Annotated in this window: 21 protein-coding genes; 10 read left to right on the top strand and 11 right to left on the bottom strand. The window is 67.7% G+C overall.

Annotated features, from left to right (window positions below):
- Nucleotides 1-799 precede the first annotated feature (799 nt).
- A complete protein-coding gene (locus tag ACZ48X_RS02240; protein WP_336351201.1) occupies nt 800-1606 on the bottom strand; it encodes an Nmad3 family putative nucleotide modification protein in 807 nt (268 codons plus the stop codon).
- A 170-nt stretch (nt 1607-1776) separates the two neighbouring features.
- Here ACZ48X_RS02240 and ACZ48X_RS02235 point away from each other — a divergent pair, with 170 nt between their 5' ends.
- Nucleotides 1777-2673 carry a universal stress protein gene (locus ACZ48X_RS02235; RefSeq protein WP_336351202.1) on the top strand — a complete coding sequence of 299 codons (897 nt, stop codon included), beginning with the start codon at nt 1777-1779 and terminating at the stop codon, nt 2671-2673.
- Between the two features lie 50 nt (nt 2674-2723).
- On the opposite strand, the gene ACZ48X_RS02230 is transcribed toward ACZ48X_RS02235, so the two are convergent.
- The 3 genes from ACZ48X_RS02230 to ACZ48X_RS02220 all read right to left on the bottom strand — a co-directional run bounded on the left by ACZ48X_RS02230 (nt 2724) and on the right by ACZ48X_RS02220 (nt 6382).
- A complete protein-coding gene (locus ACZ48X_RS02230; protein ID WP_336351203.1) occupies nt 2724-4058 on the bottom strand; it encodes a cytochrome P450 in 1335 nt (444 codons plus the stop codon).
- 83 nt (nt 4059-4141) lie between these two features.
- Nucleotides 4142-5290, bottom strand: a complete 1149-nt coding sequence (locus tag ACZ48X_RS02225) for an outer membrane protein assembly factor BamB family protein (RefSeq protein WP_336351204.1) — start codon at nt 5288-5290, stop codon at nt 4142-4144.
- Nucleotides 5291-5356: 66 nt separating this feature from the next.
- Nucleotides 5357-6382 (bottom strand): LLM class flavin-dependent oxidoreductase, encoded by a 1026-nt coding sequence (locus ACZ48X_RS02220; RefSeq protein WP_336351205.1) that lies wholly within the window; start codon nt 6380-6382, stop codon nt 5357-5359.
- Nucleotides 6383-6560: 178 nt separating this feature from the next.
- Between ACZ48X_RS02220 and ACZ48X_RS02215 the strand changes: the two genes are divergently transcribed.
- Nucleotides 6561-7358 carry an alpha/beta fold hydrolase gene (locus ACZ48X_RS02215; RefSeq protein WP_336351206.1) on the top strand — a complete coding sequence of 266 codons (798 nt, stop codon included), beginning with the start codon at nt 6561-6563 and terminating at the stop codon, nt 7356-7358.
- A gap of 52 nt (nt 7359-7410) precedes the next feature.
- On the opposite strand, the gene ACZ48X_RS02210 is transcribed toward ACZ48X_RS02215, so the two are convergent.
- The 5 genes from ACZ48X_RS02210 to ACZ48X_RS02190 all read right to left on the bottom strand — a co-directional run bounded on the left by ACZ48X_RS02210 (nt 7411) and on the right by ACZ48X_RS02190 (nt 13933).
- Nucleotides 7411-8097 carry a helix-turn-helix domain-containing protein gene (locus ACZ48X_RS02210; RefSeq protein WP_336351207.1) on the bottom strand — a complete coding sequence of 229 codons (687 nt, stop codon included), beginning with the start codon at nt 8095-8097 and terminating at the stop codon, nt 7411-7413.
- Between the two features lie 127 nt (nt 8098-8224).
- A complete protein-coding gene (locus tag ACZ48X_RS02205) occupies nt 8225-9400 on the bottom strand; it encodes an outer membrane protein assembly factor BamB family protein (protein WP_336351208.1) in 1176 nt (391 codons plus the stop codon).
- An 84-nt stretch (nt 9401-9484) separates the two neighbouring features.
- Nucleotides 9485-10666, bottom strand: a complete 1182-nt coding sequence (locus ACZ48X_RS02200) for a PQQ-binding-like beta-propeller repeat protein (protein ID WP_336351209.1) — start codon at nt 10664-10666, stop codon at nt 9485-9487.
- Between the two features lie 1220 nt (nt 10667-11886).
- Entirely contained in the window at nt 11887-12654 is a 768-nt protein-coding gene (locus ACZ48X_RS02195) for an IclR family transcriptional regulator (protein ID WP_336351210.1), read from the bottom strand.
- A 424-nt stretch (nt 12655-13078) separates the two neighbouring features.
- Nucleotides 13079-13933, bottom strand: coding sequence for a beta-keto acid cleavage family enzyme (locus ACZ48X_RS02190; protein WP_336351211.1), 855 nt, complete (start codon nt 13931-13933; stop codon nt 13079-13081).
- A 151-nt stretch (nt 13934-14084) separates the two neighbouring features.
- Between ACZ48X_RS02190 and ACZ48X_RS02185 the strand changes: the two genes are divergently transcribed.
- The 4 genes from ACZ48X_RS02185 to ACZ48X_RS02170 all read left to right on the top strand — a co-directional run bounded on the left by ACZ48X_RS02185 (nt 14085) and on the right by ACZ48X_RS02170 (nt 19006).
- Entirely contained in the window at nt 14085-14861 is a 777-nt protein-coding gene (locus tag ACZ48X_RS02185; protein WP_336351212.1) for an SDR family NAD(P)-dependent oxidoreductase, read from the top strand.
- 192 nt (nt 14862-15053) lie between these two features.
- Nucleotides 15054-16412 carry a sugar ABC transporter substrate-binding protein gene (locus tag ACZ48X_RS02180; protein ID WP_336351213.1) on the top strand — a complete coding sequence of 453 codons (1359 nt, stop codon included), beginning with the start codon at nt 15054-15056 and terminating at the stop codon, nt 16410-16412.
- Between the two features lie 15 nt (nt 16413-16427).
- Nucleotides 16428-17993: a sugar ABC transporter ATP-binding protein gene (locus ACZ48X_RS02175; protein ID WP_336351214.1), complete on the top strand. Its 1566-nt coding sequence runs from the start codon at nt 16428-16430 to the stop codon at nt 17991-17993.
- Nucleotides 17994-18085: 92 nt separating this feature from the next.
- Nucleotides 18086-19006, top strand: a complete 921-nt coding sequence (locus ACZ48X_RS02170) for an ABC transporter permease (protein WP_379762707.1) — start codon at nt 18086-18088, stop codon at nt 19004-19006.
- Between the two features lie 125 nt (nt 19007-19131).
- Here the strand turns inward: ACZ48X_RS02170 and ACZ48X_RS02165 are convergent, their stop codons facing one another.
- Nucleotides 19132-19887: an SDR family NAD(P)-dependent oxidoreductase gene (locus ACZ48X_RS02165; RefSeq protein ID WP_336351216.1), complete on the bottom strand. Its 756-nt coding sequence runs from the start codon at nt 19885-19887 to the stop codon at nt 19132-19134.
- A 155-nt stretch (nt 19888-20042) separates the two neighbouring features.
- Between ACZ48X_RS02165 and ACZ48X_RS02160 the strand changes: the two genes are divergently transcribed.
- The 4 genes from ACZ48X_RS02160 (at nt 20043) to ACZ48X_RS02145 (ending at nt 23674) form a co-directional block, all read left to right on the top strand.
- A complete protein-coding gene (locus ACZ48X_RS02160; RefSeq protein WP_336351217.1) occupies nt 20043-21500 on the top strand; it encodes an aldehyde dehydrogenase family protein in 1458 nt (485 codons plus the stop codon).
- Between the two features lie 211 nt (nt 21501-21711).
- The gene (locus tag ACZ48X_RS02155; RefSeq protein WP_336351218.1) at nt 21712-22821 is read left to right on the top strand and encodes an amidohydrolase family protein; all 1110 of its coding nucleotides are present in this window, start codon (nt 21712-21714) and stop codon (nt 22819-22821) included.
- On the top strand, nt 22818-23243 hold the full coding sequence (locus tag ACZ48X_RS02150; protein ID WP_336351219.1) for an iron-sulfur cluster assembly protein: 426 nt from the start codon (nt 22818-22820) through the stop codon (nt 23241-23243). Before ACZ48X_RS02155 ends, ACZ48X_RS02150 begins: the two co-directional genes overlap by 4 nt.
- A gap of 5 nt (nt 23244-23248) precedes the next feature.
- Nucleotides 23249-23674, top strand: coding sequence for a universal stress protein (locus ACZ48X_RS02145; protein ID WP_336351220.1), 426 nt, complete (start codon nt 23249-23251; stop codon nt 23672-23674).
- Nucleotides 23675-23801: 127 nt separating this feature from the next.
- On the opposite strand, the gene ACZ48X_RS02140 is transcribed toward ACZ48X_RS02145, so the two are convergent.
- Entirely contained in the window at nt 23802-25847 is a 2046-nt protein-coding gene (locus ACZ48X_RS02140; RefSeq protein ID WP_336351221.1) for an AMP-binding protein, read from the bottom strand.
- Nucleotides 25848-25999 lie beyond the last annotated feature (152 nt).

Raw genomic sequence — 25999 nt, 5'->3', positions numbered from 1 at the left:
TTACCCTACCCTATCAAGTTACGAGACGTAACTCCAAACCGTCGGACGATGGTCGTCCGCCGGTCGATTCACCAGGATTGAACGAGCGATTCACTTTTGACCCTCCACCTGCAACGCTCATACGGTACTCCGAGTCGCCCGTGTTCGCGCGACTGGCACCCCACTCTCGTCGCGCAACCGGTCGGAGTGCCAAGCCTGCCGAGGCACCGACACCACCCCGTCGGTGCCTCATCCCACCCCATCCACCCCCGGCGTCCATCAGTCGGACGCCATCTACGGCCGCGTCGGGTCCGCCGACGCGGCACCACCCCACCCCACTTTCGTTCGGTTCTCAACGACCCAGAGAGGACGACGACCACCGGGTTCGTCCGCTGGACACGAACGCCTACGGGGTCGTTCCCACGGCGCTGGAACGACCCCGGGAGCCTACCTTACACCGACACCGAGGTTCACGTGGGGCGGCGGACGACGTTCCATCGCCTGGTCAGCGAACCCGGTCGTCGGTCGTGTCGGGAGCGCCGCCGGCGTCCGGGACGGAAGGGTCGAACGACCCTGTCGTCCGCCCGACCCCATCTCGACGGTGGCGTCCGCGACAGAGACGCCGCGTTCGTTCCCCGAACCGTGGTGGGGGCCGCGGAACGAAGCGAAGCGTCACTCGGAACGCGACCGAACTGAGTTCGTCCCACGCCGACGCGTCGAAGGACGCGTCTCTCTCCGTTCGGTCGCGCTATCTGTGCCGTCGAACTACGACTGAACCAGCGCGTGCCACATGTGATGGCGAGCGGAGACGAACGAGGGGTCACTCGGTCGCGTCGGCGACGCGGGCCTCGACGAACTCCCTGAATCGGTCGGGGTCGACGTCGCACTCGACCGCGGGCTTGAACCCGCCGAGGTGCGTGCCGTGCGCGCCGCCACGGACCGGGTCGAGGACGCGCGCGACGTCGTCCGCCATGTAGTAGTTCGGGCCGACGCGGTGGTCGCTCAGGCGGACGGCGCGGTCGAGGCGGCCGCCGGGTTCGCGCCCGGGGACGACGACGACGGACTCGGGTCTGTCCGTGAACTCGGGGTCGTGGTAGTAGAGGCTGCCGTGGGCCGCGTAGCGTCTGGCGTGCGCGTTCTCGGGGTGCGAGTCGAGGACGTCGGCGACCGCGTCGTCGTCCATTCCGGGCTGGAGGACGGTCGGGGATGCGGCGACCGTGAGGTACCCGAATAGGTACCGGTGCTTCAGGTCGTTCTCGGGGCCGCGGAAGCCGCCGTAGAACGCGACGACGTCGCCGGCGTCGAGGGCCGCGAGCGTGGAGACGTACGGTGGTCGGTGTTCGCCGTAGGTGAGCGCGTCGAGGTTCGGGTCGCGGTGGACCGCGTGGTCCTCGACGTCGGCCGCGTCCGTCACCCAGTCGCCCTCGCTGCCGGGTCGGATGCCGTCGATGAGCGACGCTAGGGAGCCGTCGCCGTGGCGTCGCGGGAGCGACCCGTAGGTCGCCGGCTCGGTCGTCGCGCCCTTCTCCGGGATGGGGACGTACTCGAACCGGCCGGCGTCGTCGACGCGCGGGACGGGTCGAACGTTCCCGGTGTCCGCGCCGACGCCACAGAGGACGACTGTCATGCGACCGTCGACGCGCTCGGTGTACTTATGACCGCGGACCTCGGCGCGTCGGCGTGCTGGCGCGCCAGTCGGGCGTCGCGACGAGCGCCGGTGACGACGCGGACCACCCCCGAGGACAGAGTATTGGGAATAGAAGACAATACTATAGCGCTGGAGCACCGAGATGTGGTATGCGCGCCGTCATCGCCACCGACCTCTCCGACGCCATGGACACCGCCATCGAATCACGCGTGTGCCTCGAATGCCTCGCCCGCTACGGCATCGACGCCATCGACCTCATCACCGTCACAAGCCCGAACGTCACCACCGGGATGCCGGGGAGCGACGTCGGGAGCCGCACGAAACGAGCGCTCGAACGACAGGAGCGAACGCTCGAAGCCGAAGGGTTCGACGTCGACGTCCACGTCGTCCGCGGCACCCCCCACCGGCGCATCAACGGACTCGCCGAACGCGTCCACGCCGACCTCGTCATCGCCGGGTCGCGCGGGCAGAGCCCGCTCCAGGAGCGCTTCATCGGCGGCACCGCGCGCGACCTCGTCCGGACCACCGTCCGCCCGCTCCTCCTCGAACGCATCCGGCGCGAGACGCCCGAGGAGCACCACGACGGGACCAGAGACCCCGGCGCCGACGACGTCGAGTACGAGGTCGCCCACGAGCACCTCTTCCGGCGCGTCCTGTACGCGACGGACTTCTCCGAGAACGCCGAGCGCGCGTTCGAGCAGTTCCGCAACCTCAAGCACGCCACGCAGGAGGCGACGCTCCTGCACGTCACGCCCCCGGACCGACGCGCGGACGCCGACGCGATAGCGGACGCCGAAGCGCGTCTCGAAGCGCTCGCGGACGAACTCCGCGAGAAAGGCATCGACGAGGTCACGACGATGGTTCGCTCCGGGGAGACCACCGCGGAGATACTCGCCGCCGAGCAGGAGGTGAAACCCACGACCGTCCTCCTCGGGTCGCGCGGCCGGAGCCGCATCCGTCGGTTGCTCGTCGGGTCGACCACCGAAGCCATCGCCCGCCGAAGCAACTGCAACGTCCTCATCGTTCCGCCGTCCGGGACGCGCTGACGGCGAGCGCGCGGCCCGAACGTCGCGGACGAAGATGGGGCGAGGCGACGTCAGCGTTCGACGACGCGCATCGGCATCCCGTCCTTCGGGTGCGCGGTCAGCGACGGCAGCAACTCCAGCCCGTCGCCGTCGTACGCGAGTTCGTAGTCCTGGACGACTCGTGCAAGGATGAGCTGCGCCTCCAGCATCGCGAGGTGCTTGCCGATGCAGTGCCGGGGGCCGCCGCCGAACGGGAAGTACGCGAACCGCGGCCGGTCCTCGCTGCGCGCCGCCGAGAACCGCTCTGGGTCGAACGCGTCGGGCGACTCCCAGTAGCGCGCGGACCTGTGCACCGCGTACTGCGGGAGCATGATGGCGACGTCCTCCGGGACCTCGTACCCGCACAGCTCCACGCGCTCGGTCGGCGCGCGGAACATCGTGAACACCGGCGGGTAGAGCCGCATCGCCTCCTGAATCGCCCACTCGACGAACTCGAACTCGCGGACGTGCGCCATCCCCGGGTCGTCGTCGCCGACGACGTCGTCGACCTCCGTGCGAACGCGCTCGGCCGCCTCCGGGTGCTCCGAGAGGAGGTACATCGTGTACGTGAGCGTCAACGCGGTCGTGTCGTGGCCCGCGAGCAGCATCGTCATCAGTTCGTCGCGCAACTGCTCGCTCGACTGCTCGCCGCGGTCCTGCGCGCGCCGCAAGACGGACAGGAAGTCCATCGGGCCGTCCTCGTCGGTTCCCTCCGTCCCCTTCCGGGCCGCCAGCACGTCGTCGAGGACGCCGTCGAGCGTCGCGACCGCGCGCTCGTACTCCGCGTCGTCCGGTGCCGGCACCCACGACGGCATCGCGAACCGGAGCGGGTCCGGCTCGAACCGTCGGCCGAGCGGCACCATCTGCTCGCGGATCGTCTCGACGGTCGCGTCGTCGACGCGAACGCCCATCATGAGGTCGAGGATGACGTCGAGCGTCACCCGAGTCATCTCCGCCTCCACGTCCACCCGGTCGCCGTCCGACCAGTCCGCGACCATGTCGTCGGCGTGCTCGGTGATGCGGCCCGCCATCCCGGACAGTCGGTCGAACGCGAACGCCGGACTGGCGAGCTGGCGTTGCTCGCGCCACGTCTCCCCCTCGCTCAACAGGAGGCCGTCGCCGAGCAGGTCGCCGAGCGCGTCGTCCTGGAAGTCCGGCTTCCGGAACCGGTCGGCCTCGGAGACGAGCACGCGCTCGATCGCCATCGGGTCCGTCACCATGTACGTCTCCATCGGGCCCATGTCGAACGCGGCGATCCCGCGATAGCTCTCTTCGAGCGCCGTCACGAACGCGAACGGGTCGTTCGCGTACCGACGCGCGTCCCCGAAGAGCGGTTCGCCACGCGGACCGGGCGGTGTGCTAGCCATACTCGATGGTCAGGACTCGACGGACAAGTACCACTCGGCGCTGCGCCCCTGCTCGACGCCGTCGGTCGCTGTCGCGCGGAGCGTCAGGAGCGCTCGAACGCCCAGAGCGTGCCGTCGTCGGCGTGCGCGTACCCGGTCTGGCCGTCGGTCGCGACGCGGACGTCGTCCCCGCCCAGCGACGCACGCCAGAGTTCGGGGTCGTCCCAGCCGACGTCGTACCCGACGACTGTGCCGTCGCCGGTCGCGACGACGAACCGGTCGTGCGCGCTCGCCGTCCGCGCTGGTGCGTCAGCGAGTTCGATCGTCCGGTCGACGCCGCCGTCCACCGGGTCGACGACGCGAACCGAGCCCGTGCCATCGTCGGCGCTCGGCCCGGTTCGCGACGCGACCACCAGCGACTGGTTCTGCGCGTGGAAACCGACGACGGTGCCGGCGCTCCCGTACTCCCGTCGCCACGCGCGCTGGACGCGGCCGCCGCTGTCATCGCTCTCGCGTTCCAGTGCCACCACCTGCTGGGCCTCGCTGCTCCCGACGTACACGCGGTCGTTCCAGAGGTACGGACCAGCCGCCGACGTCTCCCAGTCCGCAAGGGCGTGCTCCCACGCGGTCGTGCCGTCGCTCGGCGCGAGCGCGAGCACGCGGTCCGCGTCCGCGAACACGACCGCGTCGTCGGTCGCGGCGAGCTGGTCGTCGGGCGCGGCCAGGACCGAGAAGTCCGCGCCGGCGCGCTCCTCGACCTCCCAGCGGATAGAGCCGTCGGCGGCGTCGATGGCGGCGAGCGTCCCGTTCGCCGCGTACACGGTGTCACCGGTGGTGGCGAGCGCGGACGCGAGGTTCCGGACGTCGGCGGTCCACTCGCGCTCGCCGTTCTCGGCCGCGAACGAGACGACGCGACCGGCGTCGCCGCCGGTCTTCACGCCGGCGTAGACGTGGTCGCCGTCGGCGGCGAGCCCGGTCGGGCGGCCCACGTTCGCGCTCCAGCGCTCCTCGCCGGTGTCCGCGTCGAACCCCGCGATGCGACCACCGGCACCGTCCTCGCGGTGGCCGAGCGTCGCGACGACGCCCGACGCGACGACCGGAGACGCCCGACCGACGCCGGCGGTCGTCGACGCTCGCCACGCCGCCGCCTCCGGGCCGCCGTCGCCGAACCCGAGACAGCCAGAGAGCCCGCTCACCGTCCCGGCCGCGACGGCAGGCGCGGCCGCTCGCAGGACCGCACGTCTGGAGGGCATACTCGCCGCTGCGAACGGCCGCGTGAAGTGTCTTCTGCAGTCCTGTGGGCGGTACCCGTGCTCGCGCTATCGCTCGTCGAGCCCGACGCCGTCCGCGAGGAGGCGATGCGAGCGCAGCGCGTCCTCGTGGTCAGGGATGGAGTGCTGTATCATGACCTCGTCGACGCCGACGCGGTCCGCGAGCTGTTCGAGGAGGCCAGCGAGCGTCTCCGGGTTCCCCGAGACCGCGCGCGGCCACTCGTCGTGGTCGAGCGTCGCGGGCGTCGGCTCGGGGACGCCACCGAGTTCCTCGATGGCGTCCTCGACGCTCGGCCGGCCCGTCGGCCGGCCCTGTTTGAGGCGCTCGTAGACGGCCTCGGCGACCGCCCGCAACCGGGCGGCTTCCTCGTCGGTCGGCGCACAGACCGCGTTCACCGCTATCATTCCGGTCGGCTGGTCGACGCCCATCGCGTACGGCGACGGCCGGAACGCTTCGCGGTACGCGTCGAACGCGTTCTCGGCGAACACCGGCCGGATGAACGCCGCGAAGCAGTACGGGAGCCCGAGTTCCCCCGCTATCTCGGCGCTCGACGGACTCGACCCGAGCACCCACGGCGTCGGCGGCCCCTCGCCCGACCGCGGAATGGTGACGTCGGCGTACTCGTGGTCGTCGGGGTAGGCGTCCGCGAGGTGGTTCGCGACCGCCTCGACGCGCGCCCGCTGGTCGCCGTCGGGGTCGTCGAGGTGGCGTTCGGTGCCGAGCGCGTGGTCGACCGCGGGGGACTCGTTCGCGCGACCGAGGCCGAGGTCGACGCGCCCAGGTGCCAGGCCGTCCAGTGCCGCGAACGACTCCGCGACCTTGAACGGACTGTAGTGGTTCAGGAGCACGGCGCCGGAACCGAGCCGTATCGACTCGGTCTCCGCCGCGAGGTGCCCCAGGAGCACCTCGGGCGTCGTCCCCGCGAGCGACTCGCGACTGTGATGCTCTGCCACCCAGAACCGCTCGTATCCGAGTCGTTCGGCCTGCTGTGCCGCCTCCACCGTGTTCGCGAACGCGTCCGACGCCGTCCCATCCTCCGGGACCGGCGACAGGTCGACGATAGAGAGGTCCATGTCCGCGACTCGGCGACGACGCGGGTTAACGATTCGGCATCCGGCGGTCACCGGCATCGTCCCGGGCCACTCGCAAGTTCCCCGCTCCACTCCCACGAACCGAAGATACTACCCCCGTCTTGAATGGCCGAACGACTGAGAGTGCGACTGAGCCGGATCGCGAACGAACGAAGCGTGCATGCAGCAACCGTCCGCGACAGACGACCCGGAGATCGTCTACGAACGTCACGGCGACGGCCAGCCCGTCGTCCTGCTCCACGGTGGCATGGCGCCGCGCGAGTACTGGACGCCCGTCCTCCCGCACCTCGACCGATACCGCGCCGTGGTCCCACAGCGGCCCGGGTTCGGGACGTGCCGCGACGACCTCGCCGAGACGAGCAGCGACGAGGTCCTCCCCGGAGAGGTCGACTACGTTCACGCCCTCCTCGACTCGCTCCCCGACGACGCCAACCCGGTCCTGTTCGGGCACTCCTTCGGCGCACTCACCGCGATCGAGGCCGCCACGGACCTCGACGTCGCCGCCGTCGTCGCGTACGAGCCCGCGGTCCTTCCCGCCGACTATCGCGAGGACGCCGACCTCGCCAGACGCATGGCCGACCTCGTCGACGCGGGCCAGCGCCGAGAGGCAGTCAAACGCTACGTCGAACAGGTCCTCCACCCCGACGGCGTCGACGACCTCGACGCGTGGCTCGCCGACTGGCCGGTGTGGCCGGAGTGCGTCGACCTCGCCGAGGAGGTCGTCCGCATGAACCGCGCCGTCGAGCGGTACGAGCTCCCCGAGCGTCTCGACGTCGACGCGCCCGTCCTCGTGTTGACGGGGACCGACGGCCCGGACTTCCTTCGCGAGAGCGCACGCTCGGTCCACGGCGCACTCCCGAGAAGTCGGTTCGTCGAACTCCACGGCGTCAGTCACTCCGGGCCGAGCGAAGCGCCGGAACGCGTCGTCGCCGCGGTCGACGCCTTCCTCCGCGAGTAGACGACGCCGAAGCCGTCACTCCCTCCTCCACGAGTAGACGACGCCGGGGCCGTCACTCGGGGAGTGGCGGCCACGTGGTCGCGACGACCGCCTCGATGAGTTCGGTCTCCGCGCGCCGCAGGCGCTCGGACGCCGAGGACGCGGCGACGTCGAGTTCGTCCGCGACGGCTTCGAGCGACGTCCGACGAGGAATCTCGAAGTACCCCATCTCGTAGGCGGTTCGGAGCGCCTCGCGTTGCCGGTCCGTGAGCCCGTCGCCCGCGGGTTCGGGGTCGCCGTCCTGCGTGAGGCGGTGCAGCCGGAAACCGGCGTTTCGCTGCCAGAACGTCCGGAACGCGTCGAACGCGTCCCGGTCCGCGAACCAGCCGGTCTGTCGCGACCCCGCCGCAGTGACGTCGATGCGTTCGACGATGGCGTCGGTCCGCGCGAGCGCCTCGAGGTCATCGAGGTCGTCGACCGCCGCCCCAAGTTGTTCTTCGAGACTGAATGCGGGCGTCACCTTGTACCGGCGCGTCTCCCCGGCTCGGCCGACGAGCGTCCACGGGCCGACGTCGGGAGCGTCCGCGAGCGCATCCTCGACGTCGTCCGCACACCCGCCGGCGACCGTCGCGAGGAACGACGGCCGACGACCGTGGTTGAACTGGAACTCCATCGTCACCGTCGCGTCCGGGACGGCCGCGGCGACGTCCACGAGCGGGAGGGCTTCGCAGGCGATCGAGAATTCGGCGACGAGTCCCATACCAGTCAGTCGTTCGCGTTCGGGTTTGTCGCCTGCGATTCGGAGCGAACGACGACTCCCGAGAGCAGCCCGAAGCTGTACGTCTCGGCCGCCCCGACGTTCGGTCCGGCGGCCCGCAACGACCCCGTTATTCGAGCACGACGAGTTCGGTGCGTCCGTCCTTACCTCCGAAGATCGGCACGAACAGCGCGCCGTCGGCGACCGCGACCGACCCGGCCGAACGGCCGCCGAGGTCGTGCGTCCACCGGCGCGGGTCGATTCGGCTCCCGCCGCTCCCGACGCCACCGCCGAGCTTGTACGCCGTGACCGCGCCCTCACCGCCGACGTAGACGGTGTCACCCGCGGCGGCGGGTGCCGCTCCGTGGTCGCCCTCGAGCCGCCAGTCGCGCTCGCCGGTCCGGTCGTCCAGGCGCGTGATACCCGCCATGTCCGAACCGAAGACGCCGTCGCCAGCGACCGCGAACGCCCGATGGGCGACCGGGCCGTCCTCGGCGTGCCAGCGCGGCCGGCCGGCGTGCGCGCCGCCCTGCAGACGGAGGACGCCGCCGCCGAACGTGGCGACGTACGGGCCGTCCCCGTCGGCGAGCGAGAGCGCCGTCACCTTCCCCGGGACTCGCTTCCGCCAGAGCCCGCGCCCGTCGTATAGTCGATACACTTCGCCGCCTGCGGTACCAGCTATCGCGCCGTCGATGTGGTCGGCGACGAGTCGGGTCACCGACCCGAACACCTGCGTCCGCCACTCGACAGTTCCGTCCAGGGTCAGGCGGTACACGTTCCCGGCATCGTCGCCGAGGTAGAAGCCGTCCCACTCGAGCATCGGTGCGACCGGCGCTTGCACGCGGTCGGCCGTTTCGACGCGCCAGCGCTCCGTTCCGTCGCTCGCGTCGAGCGCGAGCAGGCCCGGTTCGCCCGTGACGTACACCGTCCCGTCGTGGACCGCGGGCGACCGGAACCACTCGCTGCCCGCCTCGTCGGTCGAGAACCCCCAGCGCTGTGTTCCGTCCGTCGCGTCGAGCGCCAGCAGGCCCGCCATCGTCGGCAGGTAGACCGCGCCGTCTGCGACGACGGGCCGGTCCGTGGGCGTCGACGTCTCGACCGCGAACCGTTCGCTCGGCGACGACCGGGGCGCCACCGCGTCCGGAGCGTAGCTCGACGCGAGGGCGCCGTGGTCGGGCATCGGCCAGTCCGTCTCGTCGTCGGTGCCGGGCGTCACACCGGTGGCGCGGCCGTCGCCGAGACAGCCCGCGGTCGCCGCCGCGAGGACCGCACCGGTCGTCGCGAGGAGGTCGCGTCTGGAGGGCATCGTCGAGCACGTGCGGCCATCCACGTCAAGTGTCTTGTCCCTCGACGCCGGCCCGTCGCGTCGGTCCTCGGCGCTGCACCCGCCCTACTCCAGCGCGACGAGTTCGGTTCGTCCGTCCTCGCGGCCCCAGACCGAGACGAACAGCGCACCGTCGGCGATCGCGATGAACTCGGCGTCCCGCTCGCCGAGGCCGTACCGCCATCGGCGCGGGTCGATGCGGCTCCCGCCGCTGCCGGCGCCGCCGCCGAGCTTGTACGCCGTGACTGCGCCCTCGCCGCCGACGTAGACGGTGTCGCCGGCCGCCGCGAGCGTGCTCGCGTAGTCACCGTCGAACCGCCAGTCCCGTTCGCCGGTCCGCCGTTCGAGTCGCGTAAGGTCACCAGCGTCCGCCCCGAAGACGCCGTCGCCCGCGAGGACGAGCGCCCGGTCTACCCCCGGGCCGTCCTCGGCGTGCCAGCGCGGCCGGCCGGCGTGCGCGCCGTCCTGGAGGCGGAGGACGCCGCCGCCGAACGTCCCGACGTACGGGCCGCCACCGTCACCCACGGCGAGTGCCGTGACCTTCCCCGGCACGCGCTTGCGCCAGATGCCGCGGCCGTCGTAGAGGCGGTACACCTCGCCGCCGACGGTGCCGACGTACGTCCCGCCGAACGCGACGGTGACGATCCGCGAGACCGGCCCGAACACCTCGGCGCGCCACTCGACGTCGCCGTCCGGAGTCACGCGATACACGTTCCCGCGTTCGTCCCCGACGAACAGCGCGTCCCAGTCCCGAGTCACCGCAACCGGCGCCTGCACGTCACCTGGGGTCTCCACGCGCCACCGCTCGCTGCCGTCGGCGGCGTCGAGCGCGACGAGCCCCGGCCCGCCCGCCGCGTACACCGTCCCGTCGCGTACTGCAGGTGACCGGACCGGCAGGCTCGACTCCTCGCCGCCGCCGTACCGCCAGCGCTCGGTGCCGTCCGTGGCGTCGAACGCGACCAGTTCCTTCTGCGTCGGCAGGTACGCCGTCCCGTCGGCGACGACCGGTCGGTCGTACGGGAGTCGCGTCTCGACCGCGAACCGCTCGCTCGGACGCGACCGCGGTGCCGCCGCGTCCGATGCGTACGCGGTCCCGTTCGAGTCGTAGTCCGGCATCGGCCACTCGGTGTTCTCGTCGGTCCCGGGCGTCACGTGCGACCCCGAGCCGTCGACGTCGTCGAGACAGCCCGCGGTCGTCGCCGCGAGAACTGCACCGCTCGCCGCGAGGAGGTCGCGTCTGGAGGGCATCGCTGGCAGGGTCGCCCGCCCGGTACAAGTGTCTTGTTCTTGGCAGCTCGACGCAGGGGGCGGTGTCCGAAACCTGGACCGTCATCCCCCCACTGACGGCGGTGGAGTGGAGAACGACGCCATCGCGCGGTAGTATCACTTGGAACACCAATGCGGCGAGCGAGGTCGCTGGCTCACATCCGGCGTCGAGCGTCTGGCATCCGGACTGCTGGACGCGCGAGGTGACCGTAGCGGCCGACGGTTGGACGTTCGGGGACGACCTCCACCGACTTTACGGGCCGCCACTCACGGACGCCAGCCGGGAACTCGTCTCGGGGTCGACACTGGCTCCGGCATCCGCAGCTGCGGGAATCCAAACGCCCGCAAAACCACGAATTCAGTCACTATACTATTCTTAGAGGTATCCTAATTTAATATATTAGTTATAATTCGCTGCGTGCAGGGCGTGGACGGTCGGCCGTGATTGTCGGGAGTCCAGTGGACTCGGTGCCCGATGCTGTTCGTGTCGTCGTGGAACACAGTGAGGGAAGCGTTTCGAAGCGCGTGACCGCCGCCATTTGGACGCCGAGCTACTCCGGGGTCGGCTTCGCGCGTGACGAAGCAGTTTCGAGTGCGGTTCGCTGCTCTGGTCGCCGATCATCTCCGTATGCAGACCGGTGATCGCGGTTCGGGTTCGATGACGAACGCAGTCGGCGTTGCGAGACGGAGCGTGGACGAAGAGCGACGAAGCCGACACCGGGTTCGCGTTCTGCGGTCCCATGGGGGCCCTACGCAGACCCGGTGGAACCTGCTGCCCTCGCTGGAGCGCGGCACTCCCGGAACCAGCGACCGTCTCGACCATCGAGAGCGGGCACCGAAGCACCCATCCGCATAGTTGTCAAATTTAGAGGTTATGAAGTATTTTGAGCGTTATGCGACGCGGTCGTGACAGACCCGGGACGACGAGAGGCTGGCGGAGTCAGTGAGCGTGGAGCGTCCACGGCCCGTGGAACGGCCGACGGAGCCGAGAGGGGTGGCCGCGTACCACGGGCGCCCACGACACGTCGTTGGCGGTGTCCGCTGACGGTCAGTGGAGAGTCGACGGCCGATACGGGGCGGGCGTCGGACCGGTTCGAAAGGAGCCGGAATATCGTGTTACAGCCATATTGTTGTATCACACAGCGTGAGTGCGCGGTCCGCCCGGCACTGCCACGGGACGTCCCATCCCGGTCAGTGAGGAATCACGGGAGCGATATCTCGAGCTCGTACTCGTTCGCGATACCAAGCACCTGGTTCGGGAGTTCCGTCTCGAACCACTCGTCGTCCATGCGCTTCGCGGGACTTGCCGCACTGAACGCGCCGATGACGCGACCGTCGGGCCCACTGACCGGGACGCCGACCGCTTTGATGCCGTCGAGCTGTTCCTCGTGGTTGAACGCGAACCCACGCTCCCTGATCTCGTCGAGTTCCGCGTGGAGTGCGTCGCGATCGGTGATGGTCTGGTCCGTCGCGGGTTCGAGGCCGTGACGGTCGATGATATCGTCGACGCGCTGGCGCGGGAGCGCCGAGAGGATCGACTTCCCGCTGGCCGAGACGTGCAGTGGCGTCTGCTTGCCGACCGTCGAGTAGTTCCACACGGCGTGCTTCCCGGAGTGCGTGTAGAGGTAGACGCCGCGGCCGTGCTCCTCGACGAGGAAGACGGCTCGACAGTCGGTCTCCTCGGCCAGTTGCTCGGTGTAGGACCCGAGAACCTGCGCCTCGTCACGGAGGTTACGGACGTGCGTCCCGAGCCGAAGGAACTCCAGACTCAGTCGGTAGAAGTCGCCGTCCTTCGCGACGAACTCCTCGTCGGTCAACGTCGCGAGGTGACTGTGGACGGTGCTCGACGCCATGTCGAGGCGGTCGGCGAGTTCGGTCACGCGAACCGGTCCGTGTTCCTCGAGCGACCGAACGATCGCCAGCGTCGTCTTCGTCGTCTGCAGCGTCCGCGACTGTTCCGTGTTGGTCATACCCACAATCTGGGCCCCGCCCTATATATAATCCATTGCTCGCGGACAGACGGTGCATGTTATTGTATCGCACCCGGTGTCGCATATCACGGTAGTCGTTCGCAAGAGGGAGAGACACCGCGTTCTGCGCCGGTAGCGACCGTCTCTCGCCCGGTATCGAACGTGGTATATGAAGTCCAGTCCTCGTGAACCGGGGTTGCCCGTACGTACTCTAGGCAATGGGTAGTCTATAAGGTGAATAAACGTCCACGTATCGACTTCTGTCCGTGACACATCGTCCGGAATAAGCCACCGTGCCGGGGGCGGTGAGGAGCCCATTCGCGAGAGCAGAATCTGGCCCAAACAATCGTGATGAATTCGAATGGCGCGAGCGATAGCTCACGAACCAGGCTGACGGAGAGAAGTAGTGGGCGGGACGCGACGGTCAGAGACCCAGCATCGCCCGCGCCTCGTCCGTGTCTGCGATGGGGCGATTCAGCTCGTCGGCGATACGGGCGGTCCGTTCGACGAACTGCGCGTTGCTCTCCGCGAGTTCGTCCTTCCGGTAGTAGATGTTGTCCTCCATCCCGACGCGAACGTGCCCCCCCATCGTGATCGCCATCGTCGTCAGCGGGAGTTGGTGGCGGCCGACCGCGAGCGCCTGCCACTCCGCCGGCTCGGGGAGGTTGTCGACGAGGTTTATCAGGTTACGTGGATGCGCCGGCGTCCCGGTCTGCATCCCGAGGATGAGCGTACACCAGTACGGGGTCTCGAGGAGTCCCTCGTCGATGAGGTGGGTCATCTCGGGGTAGTGGCCAGGGTTGAAGACCTCGAGTTCCGGTTTCACGCCTGCTTCCCGAAGGCGTTCCGCGTACTCCTCGTTCTGCTCGCGGGTGTTCACCGCCGTCCTGGTCTGGCCGAAGTTCATCGGCCCGAGGTCCATCGTCGCCATCTCCGGGCGAGGGTCGGTCTCCAGGGCCGGGGCGATGCGCTCCTCGCGGGTGAAGATGCCGCCGCCACCGGTCGTGAAGTTGACGATGATGTCGTCGCAGTACTCGTCGATGGTGTCGAGGAGTTCCTGATACCGCGCGACCGACTTCGTCTTGTCACCGGCGTCGTCCCTCGCGTGGAGGTGCACGATGGAGGCACCGGCCTCCTCGCACGCCGCGAGGTCCTGTGCGACCTCGACCGGCTGTTCGGGGAGATTCGGGTTCGCCTCCTTGCCGTGGTGGCCGCCGGTCGTCGCCACGCTGATTATCAGCTTCTTCTCGAAGTAGTCCTCGTACCCGCTGTAAGCCATGGTCGAAAAAGACTCGAAATGATTGTATAAAGTTTTGGGTGTGGGGTTGGCTCGCGGTCGGCTGGCCAGCTATCCCGCGTACGTGGTGATACTCACCCCCGTCAGCCGGTTCACCCAAAAATCTAAATAGCATGTGTGACTCTATCGTGCTATGCGTCCCGAGAGCACCGCGATCGTCACCGGTGGCGCCCGCGGTATCGGTCAATCGATCTGTGTAGAGCTCGCTCGACGAGGTGCCTCGGTCGTCGTCGCCGACCTCGATACCGACGAGATGGCGGAGACGAAGGAGATGGTCGAGGAGACCGGGCGTCGCTGCGAGCCCATCGAGACGAACGTCGGCTCCAGCGAGGACGTCGAGGAGACGGTCGAATGGGTCGTCGACGAGTTCGGGTCCGTCGAGTACCTCGTCAACAACGCCGGCATCGCCGGGCCCACCGCGTCCTGCGAGAACGTGTCCACGGACGACTGGGAACAGACGCTCGCCGTCAACCTCAAGGGCCCGTTCCAGATGTGTCGCGAGGTCGTCCCGCACATGCGAGCGGAGTCCTTCGGTCGGATCGTCAACATCGCGTCGGTCACCGGGAAGCGACCGCTACCGAACCGGACGCCGTACGCGGCGAGCAAGATGGGCGTCATCGGTTTCACGCGGACGCTCGCCGCGGAGGTCGGGGACGCGAACATCAACGTCAACGCGGTGTGTCCCGGGTCGGTCGACGGCCCACGCATCAGACGAGTGTTCGAGCGGCAGGCCGCCGAGACCGGGAGGGACTACGAGGAGATCCGTGGGGACGTCGAGCGCGAGGCCGCCCGCGGGGAGCTCGTCGACAGCGAGGACGTCGCGGACCTCGTCGGATACCTCTGCTCCGAGCACTCCGAGCGGATAACGGGACAGGACATCAACGTCTCCGCGGGGAAGGTGATGTACTGAGTGCGGCATCGGACCGGGCGCGGCCGAACGCGAGCGAGAAAGATGCGGTCCGGTGTCGCGCGGAACGAACGATGCGACGCCGGGTGCCCAGACGCGAGAACCGGACGCTGAGCGGCGCAGAACCCGTCAAAAGACGGCATATGATTCTTCATAAACAAAAACTATATATGCACGGTCTGACAGTGTAGGCGTATGTCAGGTCAGCAGTCGCCAGACACTAGGCGGTCGTTTGTCAGTAAACTCGCCGGCACTGCCGGCGTCGCAGGAATGGCCTCGCTCGCGGGCTGTAACAGCACCTCGGGCGGGGGCGGCGGCGATGGCGGAGACGGGTCGGACGGGTCGGACGGGTCGGACGGGTCGGACGGGTCGAGCGGGGACGGCGGCGATGGCTCGTTGACCTCGATGGGGTCGATCGCGAACCGGAACAACTCCTACTGGCTGAGCTGGGAGAAGGGCTACCTAGAGGCCGCCGAAGCGTTCGGGTACGAGACGAACGTCCAGACGAACAACGGCGAGGTGTCGACCCAGAAGCAGCAGTTCGACACCGCCGTCTCGAACGACGCCGACTTCATCGTCGGGCAGACGTACACGAACGCGGCCGCGATATCGCTCGCGGAGACGCTGCGCGACAGCGGCGTTCCGGGCGTGCTCGCGGTGACCATCGCGGACTGGTACGTCCCGCAGGACGCCGGCAAGGAGTACGTGACGTTCTTCACGCCGCACTTCGTCAACCACGCGTACAGCGCCGCGAAGATGCTGTTCGAGGCGATGGACGGCAGCGGGAAGTTCGTCCACATCGAGGGGAACCGGGGCACCGCCCCGAACATCGGTCGGAACAAGGGCGTGGACCTGGCGATGCAGGAGTACCCCGACATCGAGATGGCGGGGCCCCGCCAGCCGGGGAACTTCATCCGCTCGGACGCCCGCAGCGTCATGAACGACAAGGTCTCGCAGTTCGGCGACGACATCGACGGCTTCTTCGGCCAGAACGACGCCGTCGCGCTCGGTGGACTCACCATCCTCGAGGAGAACGACATCGACGTCCCCGTCGTCGGCATCGACGCCAGCGAACCCGGACTTGCGGCCATCGCCGAAGATCGGATGACCGGCACCGTCTCCGGGATGGGGCCGTGGCAGGCGGGGTGGTCCGTCGCGAAGTGCCACGACTACATCAACGGGCACGAGGTCAGTGGCGCCGAGAAGATGATGTCGTTCAACGCGCCGGTCTGCGTGAAGAACCCGAGCGAGTGGGAGGACGTCATCGACCGGCTGCCGGTCGTCGACGCCGCCGACTACAACGAGGCCATCTTCTCGGGCGAGACGCCGTACGACTGGAAGAAGATGTCCGTCGTCGAGGCCGGCGAGGACGCCTGGGACCCCCAGATCGACATGTCGCCGATGAACCTCGCGGACATCAAGGAGGTCCTGGACTGGTCCGACGACGAGAAGCCCTCTGGGTACTCGCTCCCCGACGTCTACACGGACGACGCACAGCAGGAGGAGATCACGACGCTGTACGAGGAGCAGTTCCAGACGAACCCCCTGGGGTGACTCGGAACGCGACCAATGTCATCAGAGACAGACGCGGCCACGACGAAGGCAGACGCCCCCGGTAGCGACTCGAGTAGCTTCCGCGTCGAAGGTATCTCGAAGTCGTTCCGGCACGTGCAGGCCCTCGACGACGTCTCGCTCGAGGTCGAGCGAGGGGAAGTCATCGGTCTCGTCGGAGAGAACGGTGCCGGGAAGAGCACGCTCCTGAACATCCTGACGGGCGTGCTCGAAGCGGACGAGGGACAGCTCTACGTCGACGGTGAACCGGTCACGTTCACGAACCCGCGCGAAGCGGCCGAGTACGGCGTCTCGCTGGTGCACCAGGAGCAGGACGTCATCACGACGCTCAGGGGCTACGAGAACCTCTACCTCGGCCGGGAGAAGGAGCGCTTCGGCGTGCTGGACATGGAGACGATGCGCGAGGACGCGCAGGCGTTCGTCGACGACCTCGGTATCAACATCGACGTCAACGACCAGGTCCGGGATTACACGTTCAACGAGCGCCAGATGCTCGAGATCGCGAAGGCGTTCCACGTCTCGCAGAACTCCGAGAATCCCGTCATCTTGCTCGACGAGCCGACCGCCGGGCTCGAGGAGAGCGGCCGCAAGATCCTCTTCGATCTCGTGAACGACCTCCGGGACAGGGCGACGTTCGTGTTCGTGTCGCACGAACTCGACGAAGTGCTGCAGATATCCGACCGCATCTACGTGCTGAAAGACGGCGAGCGTGTCGACATGACGCGCGTCGAAGATGCGACGACGGACTCCCTGCAGCAGTCGATGGTCGGTCGGGAGACCGCCGACGAGTACTACCGCGTCCCCGATCAGCGCCCGGAGGACCAACTGGGAGAGGTCACGTTATCGGTCGACTCGGTGACTCACCAGGACGTGGTCGGTCCGGTGTCGTTCTCGGTCCGCGAGGGCGAGATATTCGGCGTCGTCGGCGTGGAAGGGTCGGGCAAGCAGCGGTTCGGTCGGCTGCTCGCCGGTGACCTCGACATGACCGGCGGCTCTCTCGCCGTCGGTGACACCGAGCTCGAGGACCCGTCCGTCTCGGACATGGTAGACGCCGGTGTCGGCTACATCCCGAAGGACCGGAAGTCGGAGGGACTCCTCCTCTACCAGTCCGTGCTGGTGAACACGTCGCTCGCGATGGTCCGCGACATGAACGGCAACATGCCCACCCTGGACCTCGACGCGGAGAAGGAGGCGACCGCGAGAGCGATCGAGGAGCTCTCCATCAAGACGCCGGGACCGAACGCGCTCGTCCACGGCCTGAGCGGCGGGAACCAGCAGAAGGTCGTCATCGCGCGGTGGCTCGCGCAGAACACGCCCGTGCTCGTGATGGACAACGTGACGCGCGGCATCGACGTCGGCGCGAAAGAGGAGGTGTATCGGCTCTGCCGGGAACTGACCGAGCAGGGCGTCTCGATCGTCTTCATCGGCGACGAACTGCCGGAGGTCATCGGAATGTCGAACCGCATCGGCGTGATGGCGAGAGGCAAGTTCGTCGGCGAGCCGTTCGACGCCTCCGCTGGAAACAAACCAACCGAAGAAGACCTGATACAGGAGATGATATAACGATGAGTACGAGCGACGTCAACGAGTGGATCGCCGACCAAGTGGAGCAGCGCACCCTGCAGGACTGGATCCAGGACCTCGGGCCGTTCGTCATGCTGTTCGGCCTGATGGTCATCTTCAGCCTGACCACGGATCGCTTCCTCTCCGAGGGGAACCTGTTGGACAACGTGGCGAAGAACGCCGTGACCCTCCTGCTGGTCGCACTCGCTGGGACCTTCCCGATCCTCCAGCAGAGCATCGACCTCTCGGTCGAGTCCGTCGTCCTGTTGACCGGGGTCGTCACCGTCATCCTGATCTCCGAGTTCCAGCTCGGCCTGCTGGCGATACCGCTCGCGATCGGCGCTGGGATGCTCGCTGGCCTGTTCAACGGCCTGGTGTTCACGAAGCTCAAGGTCCCGTCGTTCCTCGTCACGCTTGGGACGCTATCGGTGATGGCCGGCGTTGGGAAGATCATCACCGGTGGGTCCACCATCACGTTCCGGAACGAGTCCATCCGCGCGATCTCGACCGGCCAGGTCGTCATCCCCTTCACCGACTTCGGCATCCCCAACCTCGTGATCTGGGGACTGTTGATCTACGTCGGAACGATCCTGCTGGCGTTCCGCACGAAGTTCGGCCGGTACTGTTTCGCGCTCGGCGAGAACGAGCGCGTCGTCGAGCTCGCCGGTGCGAAGGTCGACCGGTACAAGATCTACCCGTTCGTGTTGTCGGGGCTGCTCTGTGGCGTTGCCGGCGTCCTGCTGACGCTCCGCATCTCCTCGGCGTCCCCGAACATCGGGAGCGGGCTCCTGCTGCCGAGCATCGCCGCCATCGTCATGGGCGGGACGGCGCTGACCGGCGGGGTCGGCGGTCCGCACCGGACGATACTCGGCGTGCTCGTCATCGCGGTGTTGAACAACGGCATGAACCTGCTCGCGGTGGACTCCTTCGTGCAGGAGATCATCCTGGGCCTCGTGGTGGTCTCGGCCGTCGCACTCTCTATCGACCGCGACAAGATAGACGTCGTGAAGTGAACTCGGGCCGGGTGGCCCGGTTCACGCTCCCCCTTCGGTGCTGACGGACAGGCTCGAATCGTTTCGGTTCTTCGTCGAACCGCGCTCCGTTTTTCCCGTCGGTTCGAAGCGACCGTGCCGTCCGGTCAGGCGGTGAAACCGCCGTCGACGACGAGGTTGTGGCCGGTGACGAACGACGCGTCGTCGCTGGCGAGGAAGAGCACGCCGTCGGCGACCTCTTCGGGTTGGCCCGCGCGACCGAGCGGCGTCTCCTCGAGGAGGCCGTCGATAGTGTCGCCGTCCTCCAGCGTCATCGCGGTCTCGATGATGCCGGGATTGATGGCGTTGACGCGGACGCCGTTCTCGCCGTGTTCGAGCGCGAGCTGGCGCGTGAGATTCGTGACGCCGCCCTTCGACGTGCAGTACAGCGAGGAGTTGTCGATGCCGCCGAGGCCGGCGATGGAGGACATGTTGACGATGGCGCCGCCGTCGTCCTGGTCGGCCATGACGTCGAGCGCGGCCTGACAGCCGAAGTAGACGCCGCGGAGGTTGATGTCCATGAGCACGTCGTAGTCCTCGGGGTCGGCGTCGAGTATCGGCATCTGTCGGTCGATGCCGGCGTTGTTGACCATGACGTCGAGCGACCCGAACCGCTCGACGTGCGCGTCGACGGCGTCGTGGATGGCCGCTGGGTCGCTGACGTCGCACTCCACGAACTGCGCCTCGCGCCCCATGTCGGCGATGAGTTCGTGAGTCGGGTCGCCGCCCATCCGGGGTTCCTCCTGGATGTCGCTGACGGTGACGCTGGCGCCTTCCTCGGCGAACTTCCGGGCGATGGCGCGTCCGTTCCCCGACGCGGCACCGGTCACCAGTACTGACTGCCCGCTGAATCGGTCTGACATGTTCTCACCTCCAGATTCCCCTGCGTCGGGATTAAACATTTATGAGGAATCCTGACAGGAGGACGGCGAACGAACTGACAGTGACGTTCCAGCAGGTTCGTTCCCAGACGCTGTCAAAAACTATTATGCGAGTGGCAGACAGTTTACCGTACACAATGCAGACTGACGAGCGCGGGGCACTCGCCGACCAGTACGGCGTGCTCATCGACGGGACGGAACGAGCGTCCTCCTCGGGAGAGACGATCGACGTCTTCGACCCGGCAACTGGAGACCAGCTCACGACGGTCGCGGCGGCGACCGAAGGCGACGTGAACGAGGCCGTCGACGTGGCGGGGGACGGCTTCGAGGAGTGGCGCGGGTACACGCCAGCGAAGCGCTGCCGCATCCTGAACGACGTCGCTCGCGCCATCCGCGACGACCACGAACGGTTCGCTCGCATCGAGACGCTGGAGAACGGGAAACCGATCTCGGAGGCGCGCGGGCAGGTGACGCGGGCGGCGCGTCACTTCGAGTACTACGGCGGCCTCGCGGACAAGGTCGAGGGCGAGAGCATCCCCCTCGACGACGACCACGTGGACTACACGATCCGGGAGCCCCTCGGTGTCACGGGCCACATCGTCCCGTGGAACGTCCCGATATATCTCTTCGCGCGGAGCGTCGCTCCCGCGCTCGCCGCCGGGAACGCGGCCGTCATCAAGCCCGCCGAGGAGACGCCGATCGGTGCGATCGAGCTGACGAAGCTCCTCCACGAGAACGGCGTTCCGGAGGCTGCGGTCAACGTCGTCCCCGGCGACGGTGCCGAGGCCGGCGCGGCGCTCTCCGGGAACCCCGACATCGGGACCATCACGTTCACGGGGTCGACCGTCACGGGCCGCGAGGTCGGGAAGGCCGCCATCGAGAACCTCACCGAACCGCACCTGGAGCTCGGCGGGAAGAGCCCGCTCGTCGTCTACGAGGACGGCGACCTCGACGTCGCCGTCGAGGAGACCGTCAAGGGCATCTTCGCGACGAACACCGGACAGGTGTGTTCGGCGTCCTCGCGCGTCGTCGTCCACGAAGACGCGAGCGACGAGTACGTCGAGAAGCTCGTGAGTGCGGTCGAGGACCTCAGTATCGGTCCGGGACTCGACGACCACGACGTCGGGCCGCTCGCTTCCGCGTCCCACATGGAGAAGGTCGCCGAGTACCTCGACGTCGGTCGCGAGGAGGTCGGCGACCCCGTGACCGGCGGGCGCGTCCTCGACCGCGACGGGTACTACGTCGAACCGACCGTGTTCGCGGACGTCCCGCAGGACGCCCGCATCCTCCAGGAGGAGGTGTTCGGGCCGGTCCTCACCGTGAGTACGTTCGCCGACGAGGCCGAGGCCATCCAGCGAGCGAACGACGTGGACTACGGACTCGTCGCGGGCGTCATCACGACCGACATGGGCAGAGCCCACCGGTTCGCGCGCGACGTCGACGCGGGCCAGATCTACGTCAACGAGTGGTTCGCCGGCGGGAACGAGACGCCGTTCGGCGGCTTCAAGGACAGCGGCGTCGGCCGCGAGAACGGGACGCAAGCGATCCACAACTACACGCAGATCAAGAACGTCTGTCTCGACATCTCGAACTGACCGCGCAACCAGGCTCGACCTGGTGACTGGCGGTCGCGCGGTAGACTGACCGAGTCCCGAACGGCGGTCTGGCAGGGTGTATCGGGGACGTTGCGGCGCGGGATTCGGCCGCGAACGCGCCCGATGGAACCGCCGAGAGCCGCCGCTGAAGGACTCATCCAACCGGACCCTCCCGAACGTTTAATACTCATAGATTTGAAGGAGGACACGTATGTTAGACAATGGCGAGCTGGTTGTAGACGCAGTGTCGCACTGCTTCAACCACGCGGAGGACAATCACCTCCACCCGCACTCCCAGCGATGGGACGACGAGACGTACGAACTCGGCGAGCAGTTGATGCCCGACGAGTACGTGTTCCCGGAAGAGATATTCTACCGGAACCATCAACCCGAGGAGCTCGAACGACTGCTCTTCCTGGAGAGCCAGATCGACTACTCGGTGTACCACTCGCTCCCGCTGGACGACTACTTCAAGGACGGCTACGTCTCCCGGGAGAAGGGCTTCGAGCTCCGCGACCGGAACCCGAACCGCGTCGGGATGATCGTCGACATCAACCCGCTCGAGGACGACGCCGTCGAGCAGGTCGAGTACTACGCGAAGGAGAAGGACGTCGACGGCATCAAGCTCTACCCCGCGCGCTACCAGAACGGACGCGACCTCTCCCTGCAGCTGAACCAGGATACGGTCCGACCCGTCCTGGAGAAGGCCGCGGACCTCGACATCGGAACCGTCGGCATCCACAAGTTCATCCCGTTCGCGACGGCGCCGGTGAAGTACTTCAAGATCGACGACGTGGAGGAGGCGGCGCTGGCGTTCCCCGAACTCAACTTCGAGGTCATCCACGCCGGGTTCTCGTTCCTCGAGGAGACCGTGTTCGCGATGGCGAGCCACGACAACGTGTACGCGAACATCGAGAACACCGCGCACATGGCGTGCAGTCGCCCGAAGAAGTTCGCGCGCAGCCTCGGCGAGATGCTGTACTGGGCGGGCCCGGAGCGCATCGTGTTCTCCAGTGGCGCGACCGCGCTGCATCCCCAGCCGCCGATCGACGCGATCTGGGACTTCGAGATGCCCGAGGACCTCCGCGCCGGCGAGGACTACCCCGAGGTCACCCAGGAGGACAAGGAGAAGATCCTCGGGAAGAACAAGCTCCGGCTGATGGGGAAGGACCCCGAGCAGGTCAAGAAGGACATCGAGGGCGACAAGTGGGATCAGAAGATCCAGGAGCTGAAGGAGCGCGGCGAGTACCCCGCGCCGCCCTGGTCGACGTACGAGGAGCCGACCGAGGAGGCATCGAAGGAGCGCAAGAGGTACGTATGAGTGTCGAAGCACCCGACCACGTCCTCCCCGAGACGGAGTTCCAGAGCGACGTGAAGGCGGCCGTGAAAGCCGAACTCGAAGAAGTGCTCGACCCGTGTAGTTGCATGAGCGAGCACCCGGTGAACATCGTCGACCTCGGTCTGGTGGACGACATCGAATGGGACGAGGCGACGCGGACGGTCACCGTCCACCTCCTCCTGACATCCCAGCGCTGCACGTACTTCCTGGACATCGACGACGAGATCTGCGAGCGCGTAACCGAACTGAAAGCGGTCGAAACCGTCGACGTCCACCAGGTGACCAGCGGCGAGATATGGACCGCCGACCGGATGGCCGAGGACGAGCGTCGCGCGCGCCGTGAGCGCTTCGAGCGTCGCATCGAGGAGGCAGGTATCGAGCCGTACGCGGAACGCTCCGAGTGACAGCCATGCCACGACGGATACTCGTTCCAGTCGACAAGTCGTCGCAGGCGAGCGCCGCGCTCAACCACGCCAGCGAGGTCCACCACGGGGACGAACTCGTCCTGTTGCACGTCATCGAGTACAGCGAATCGCTCACGAACCCGGAACGAGGTGGGCGGAAGAAGGCCGAAGGCTGGTACGCCAAGGCGCAGCAGGACGCCGAGGCGCTCTTCGAGGAGCTCCTCGCGGATATCGACCACGACGGCGACGTCACGACCGTTATCGTCGACGGGTCACCGTCCGGCGAGATAATCGAGTACCTCGACGACCACGACGTCGACCAGGTCGTCATCGGCGGCCGCAGGCGCTCGCCGACGGGGAAGGCCATCTTCGGGTCGACCGCACAGAAGGTCACGCTGAGCGCGCGCTGCCCGGTGACCATCGTGCACTGAGCGCCCCATCCCACCACACCGGACCGCAGCCACTACCCGCCCGTACTGGCGTCGACAGGACGCGACGAGCACTCGTTCTCCGTTTTCCGCAGCGACCGACGAGTACCGACACAGCCCCCGTAGCCGTCTACCGCGCGGCGTCGATCGCGTCGAGCGCCTCGGGGTTCTCGACGCTGGAGAGGTCGCCGATGTCCTCGCCAGTGTGGCGCGCCTGGATGGCGCGGCGAACGATCTTCCCGGACTGCGTGACCGGGAAGGCGTCGACGAACCGGACTTCTCGTGGGCGGAAGGGTTTGCCGAGTTCCTCGCCGACGAGCGCGCGGACCTCGTCGCGGAGGGCGTCGGATTCGTCGACGCCGTCCTCGGTGACGACGTAGAGTGCGACCGCGGTCCCCGTCGTGTCGTCGGGGACGCCGACGGCGGCGGCCTGGTTGACGGCGTCGTGGTCCATCGCCGCCCCTTCGACCTCGGCGGGGCCGACCTTCCGGCCGGCGATGTTCAGCGCGTCGTCCGCGCGGCCGTGGAGGAACCAGAAGCCGTCTTCGTCCTGCTGTGCCCAGTCGCCGTGGTCCCAGACGTCGTCCCACGTCGACCAGTACTCCTCGAGGTAGCGGTCGTCGCCGCTCCACAGCGAGCGCGTCATCGACGGACAGGAGTCTCGAGCGACGAGGTACCCGCGTTCGTTCGTGTCCGCGATGGAGTTCCCGTCGGCGTCGACGATGTCGATGTCCATCCCGAGGCCGGGACCGCCGAGCGAGCAGGGCTTCAGTGGCTGCGTCGGCATCGGCATCAGGAAGCACCCACAGATCTCGGTGCCGCCCGAGATGTTGATGATGGGCGTCTCGCCGTTCCCGACCGTCTCGTAGAACCACTGCCAGCTCTCGGGGTCCCACGGCTCGCCCGTCGACCCCAGCATCCGGAGGCTGGAGAGGTCGTGACCCTCGACCCAGTCGTCCCCTTGCTTCCTGAGCGCGCGGATGGCCGTCGGCGAGATGCCGAACTGCGTGAGGTCGTGCCGGTCGATCATCTCCCAGAACCGGTCGGGCTCGGGGTGGTCCGGCGCGCCTTCGTACATGAAGACCGTGCCGCCGAACGTGTGGTTCCCGACGAGCGTCCACGGCCCCATCATCCACCCGATGTCACTCACCCAGAAGAACCGGTCCGAGGGCTTGAGGTCGAACCCGAAGTAGACCTCTTTCGCGCACTGCATCTGGACGCCGGCGTGCGTGTGCACGATGCCCTTCGGCTTCCCCGTCGTGCCCGACGAGTACAGGAGCATCGACGGGTCGCTGGCGTCCAGTTCGACCGTCTCGAAGTCGTCGTCCTGGGTCTCGACGGCCTCGCTCCACGTCTCGTCGCGGCCGGCCGTCCAGGGCACCTCGGTCCCGGTTCGCTCGTAGACGACGACCGAAGAGACGTCGGTCGGGACGTCGTCGATGGCGTCGTCGAGCGCGTCCTTCAGCGTGATCTCGCTCCCGCGACGGTAGAACCCGTCGGCGCTGAACACGACGCTGCACCCCGAGTCCTCGATGCGCGTCGCCGTCGCGTCCACGCCGAACCCGGAGAATATCGGGACCGCGATGGCGCCGATCTTGAAACACCCGTAGAGGATGGAGATGACTTCAGGGACCATCGGCATGTAGAGCCCGACGGTATCGCCCTGCTCGATACCGCGCTCCCGGAGCGCGTTCGCAACCATGTTCGACTGGCGCTGGAGTTCGTGATAGGTGACGTCCCGGGTGGTTCCGTCCTCGCCCTCCCAGATACAGGCGACCTTGTTCCGTCGCTCGCTCTCGCGCGCCGCATGGCGGTCGAGGACGTTGTGCGCGACGTTGATGCTGCCACCGGGATACCAGTCCGTGAACTGCGGGCCGTCGCGGCTCGCGGCTTCGCCGCTCGCACCTTCCGGGGCGCGTCGCGCCCCGCTATCCTCTCGAACCGAGTCGTAGTCCTCGTAGAACTCGACGTCGAGGTAGTCGACGAGTTCGTCCCAGAACCAGTCCACGCCCGATTCGGGGACGCCCTCGACGTCGGTCGTCGTGCGCTCGACGAGTTCTTCGTAGTCGTCGATGTCGTGCGCTTGCATGAACGCCCAGACGTTCGTCGACTCGACGTCCGACTGCGTCGGTTCGTGGACGACCTCCTCGATATCCGCGAGTGTCTCACTGGCCATGAGCTTACAGGTGCAAGTGTCTCCGGAGAGCCGCTTAATTCTTCGCCCCCAGCGCAATATTGGCCCTCCCCCAGCCTGCCCGCCTCCTCCGACCAGCCCGCCTCCTCCGACCAGCCCGCCTCCTCCGACCAGCCCGCCTCCCCCAGCCAGCC

The organism is Halorubellus litoreus (genome assembly GCF_055378595.1).
This window is presented reverse-complemented; position numbering and strand designations above follow the sequence as displayed.

Bases quoted from the DNA above. Each gene is read 5' to 3' on its own strand.
- ACZ48X_RS02240 (WP_336351201.1), bottom strand. From the start codon at position 1,606: ATGACAGTCGTCCTCTGTGGCGTCGGCGCGGACACCGGGAACGTTCGA.
- ACZ48X_RS02235 (WP_336351202.1), top strand. From the start codon at position 1,777: ATGCGCGCCGTCATCGCCACCGACCTCTCCGACGCCATGGACACCGCC.
- ACZ48X_RS02230 (WP_336351203.1), bottom strand. From the start codon at position 4,058: ATGGCTAGCACACCGCCCGGTCCGCGTGGCGAACCGCTCTTCGGGGAC.
- ACZ48X_RS02225 (WP_336351204.1), bottom strand. From the start codon at position 5,290: ATGCCCTCCAGACGTGCGGTCCTGCGAGCGGCCGCGCCTGCCGTCGCG.
- ACZ48X_RS02220 (WP_336351205.1), bottom strand. From the start codon at position 6,382: ATGGACCTCTCTATCGTCGACCTGTCGCCGGTCCCGGAGGATGGGACG.
- ACZ48X_RS02215 (WP_336351206.1), top strand. From the start codon at position 6,561: ATGCAGCAACCGTCCGCGACAGACGACCCGGAGATCGTCTACGAACGT.
- ACZ48X_RS02210 (WP_336351207.1), bottom strand. From the start codon at position 8,097: ATGGGACTCGTCGCCGAATTCTCGATCGCCTGCGAAGCCCTCCCGCTC.
- ACZ48X_RS02205 (WP_336351208.1), bottom strand. From the start codon at position 9,400: ATGCCCTCCAGACGCGACCTCCTCGCGACGACCGGTGCGGTCCTCGCG.
- ACZ48X_RS02200 (WP_336351209.1), bottom strand. From the start codon at position 10,666: ATGCCCTCCAGACGCGACCTCCTCGCGGCGAGCGGTGCAGTTCTCGCG.
- ACZ48X_RS02195 (WP_336351210.1), bottom strand. From the start codon at position 12,654: ATGACCAACACGGAACAGTCGCGGACGCTGCAGACGACGAAGACGACG.
- ACZ48X_RS02190 (WP_336351211.1), bottom strand. From the start codon at position 13,933: ATGGCTTACAGCGGGTACGAGGACTACTTCGAGAAGAAGCTGATAATC.
- ACZ48X_RS02185 (WP_336351212.1), top strand. From the start codon at position 14,085: ATGCGTCCCGAGAGCACCGCGATCGTCACCGGTGGCGCCCGCGGTATC.
- ACZ48X_RS02180 (WP_336351213.1), top strand. From the start codon at position 15,054: ATGTCAGGTCAGCAGTCGCCAGACACTAGGCGGTCGTTTGTCAGTAAA.
- ACZ48X_RS02175 (WP_336351214.1), top strand. From the start codon at position 16,428: ATGTCATCAGAGACAGACGCGGCCACGACGAAGGCAGACGCCCCCGGT.
- ACZ48X_RS02170 (WP_379762707.1), top strand. From the start codon at position 18,086: ATGCTGTTCGGCCTGATGGTCATCTTCAGCCTGACCACGGATCGCTTC.
- ACZ48X_RS02165 (WP_336351216.1), bottom strand. From the start codon at position 19,887: ATGTCAGACCGATTCAGCGGGCAGTCAGTACTGGTGACCGGTGCCGCG.
- ACZ48X_RS02160 (WP_336351217.1), top strand. From the start codon at position 20,043: ATGCAGACTGACGAGCGCGGGGCACTCGCCGACCAGTACGGCGTGCTC.
- ACZ48X_RS02155 (WP_336351218.1), top strand. From the start codon at position 21,712: ATGTTAGACAATGGCGAGCTGGTTGTAGACGCAGTGTCGCACTGCTTC.
- ACZ48X_RS02150 (WP_336351219.1), top strand. From the start codon at position 22,818: ATGAGTGTCGAAGCACCCGACCACGTCCTCCCCGAGACGGAGTTCCAG.
- ACZ48X_RS02145 (WP_336351220.1), top strand. From the start codon at position 23,249: ATGCCACGACGGATACTCGTTCCAGTCGACAAGTCGTCGCAGGCGAGC.
- ACZ48X_RS02140 (WP_336351221.1), bottom strand. From the start codon at position 25,847: ATGGCCAGTGAGACACTCGCGGATATCGAGGAGGTCGTCCACGAACCG.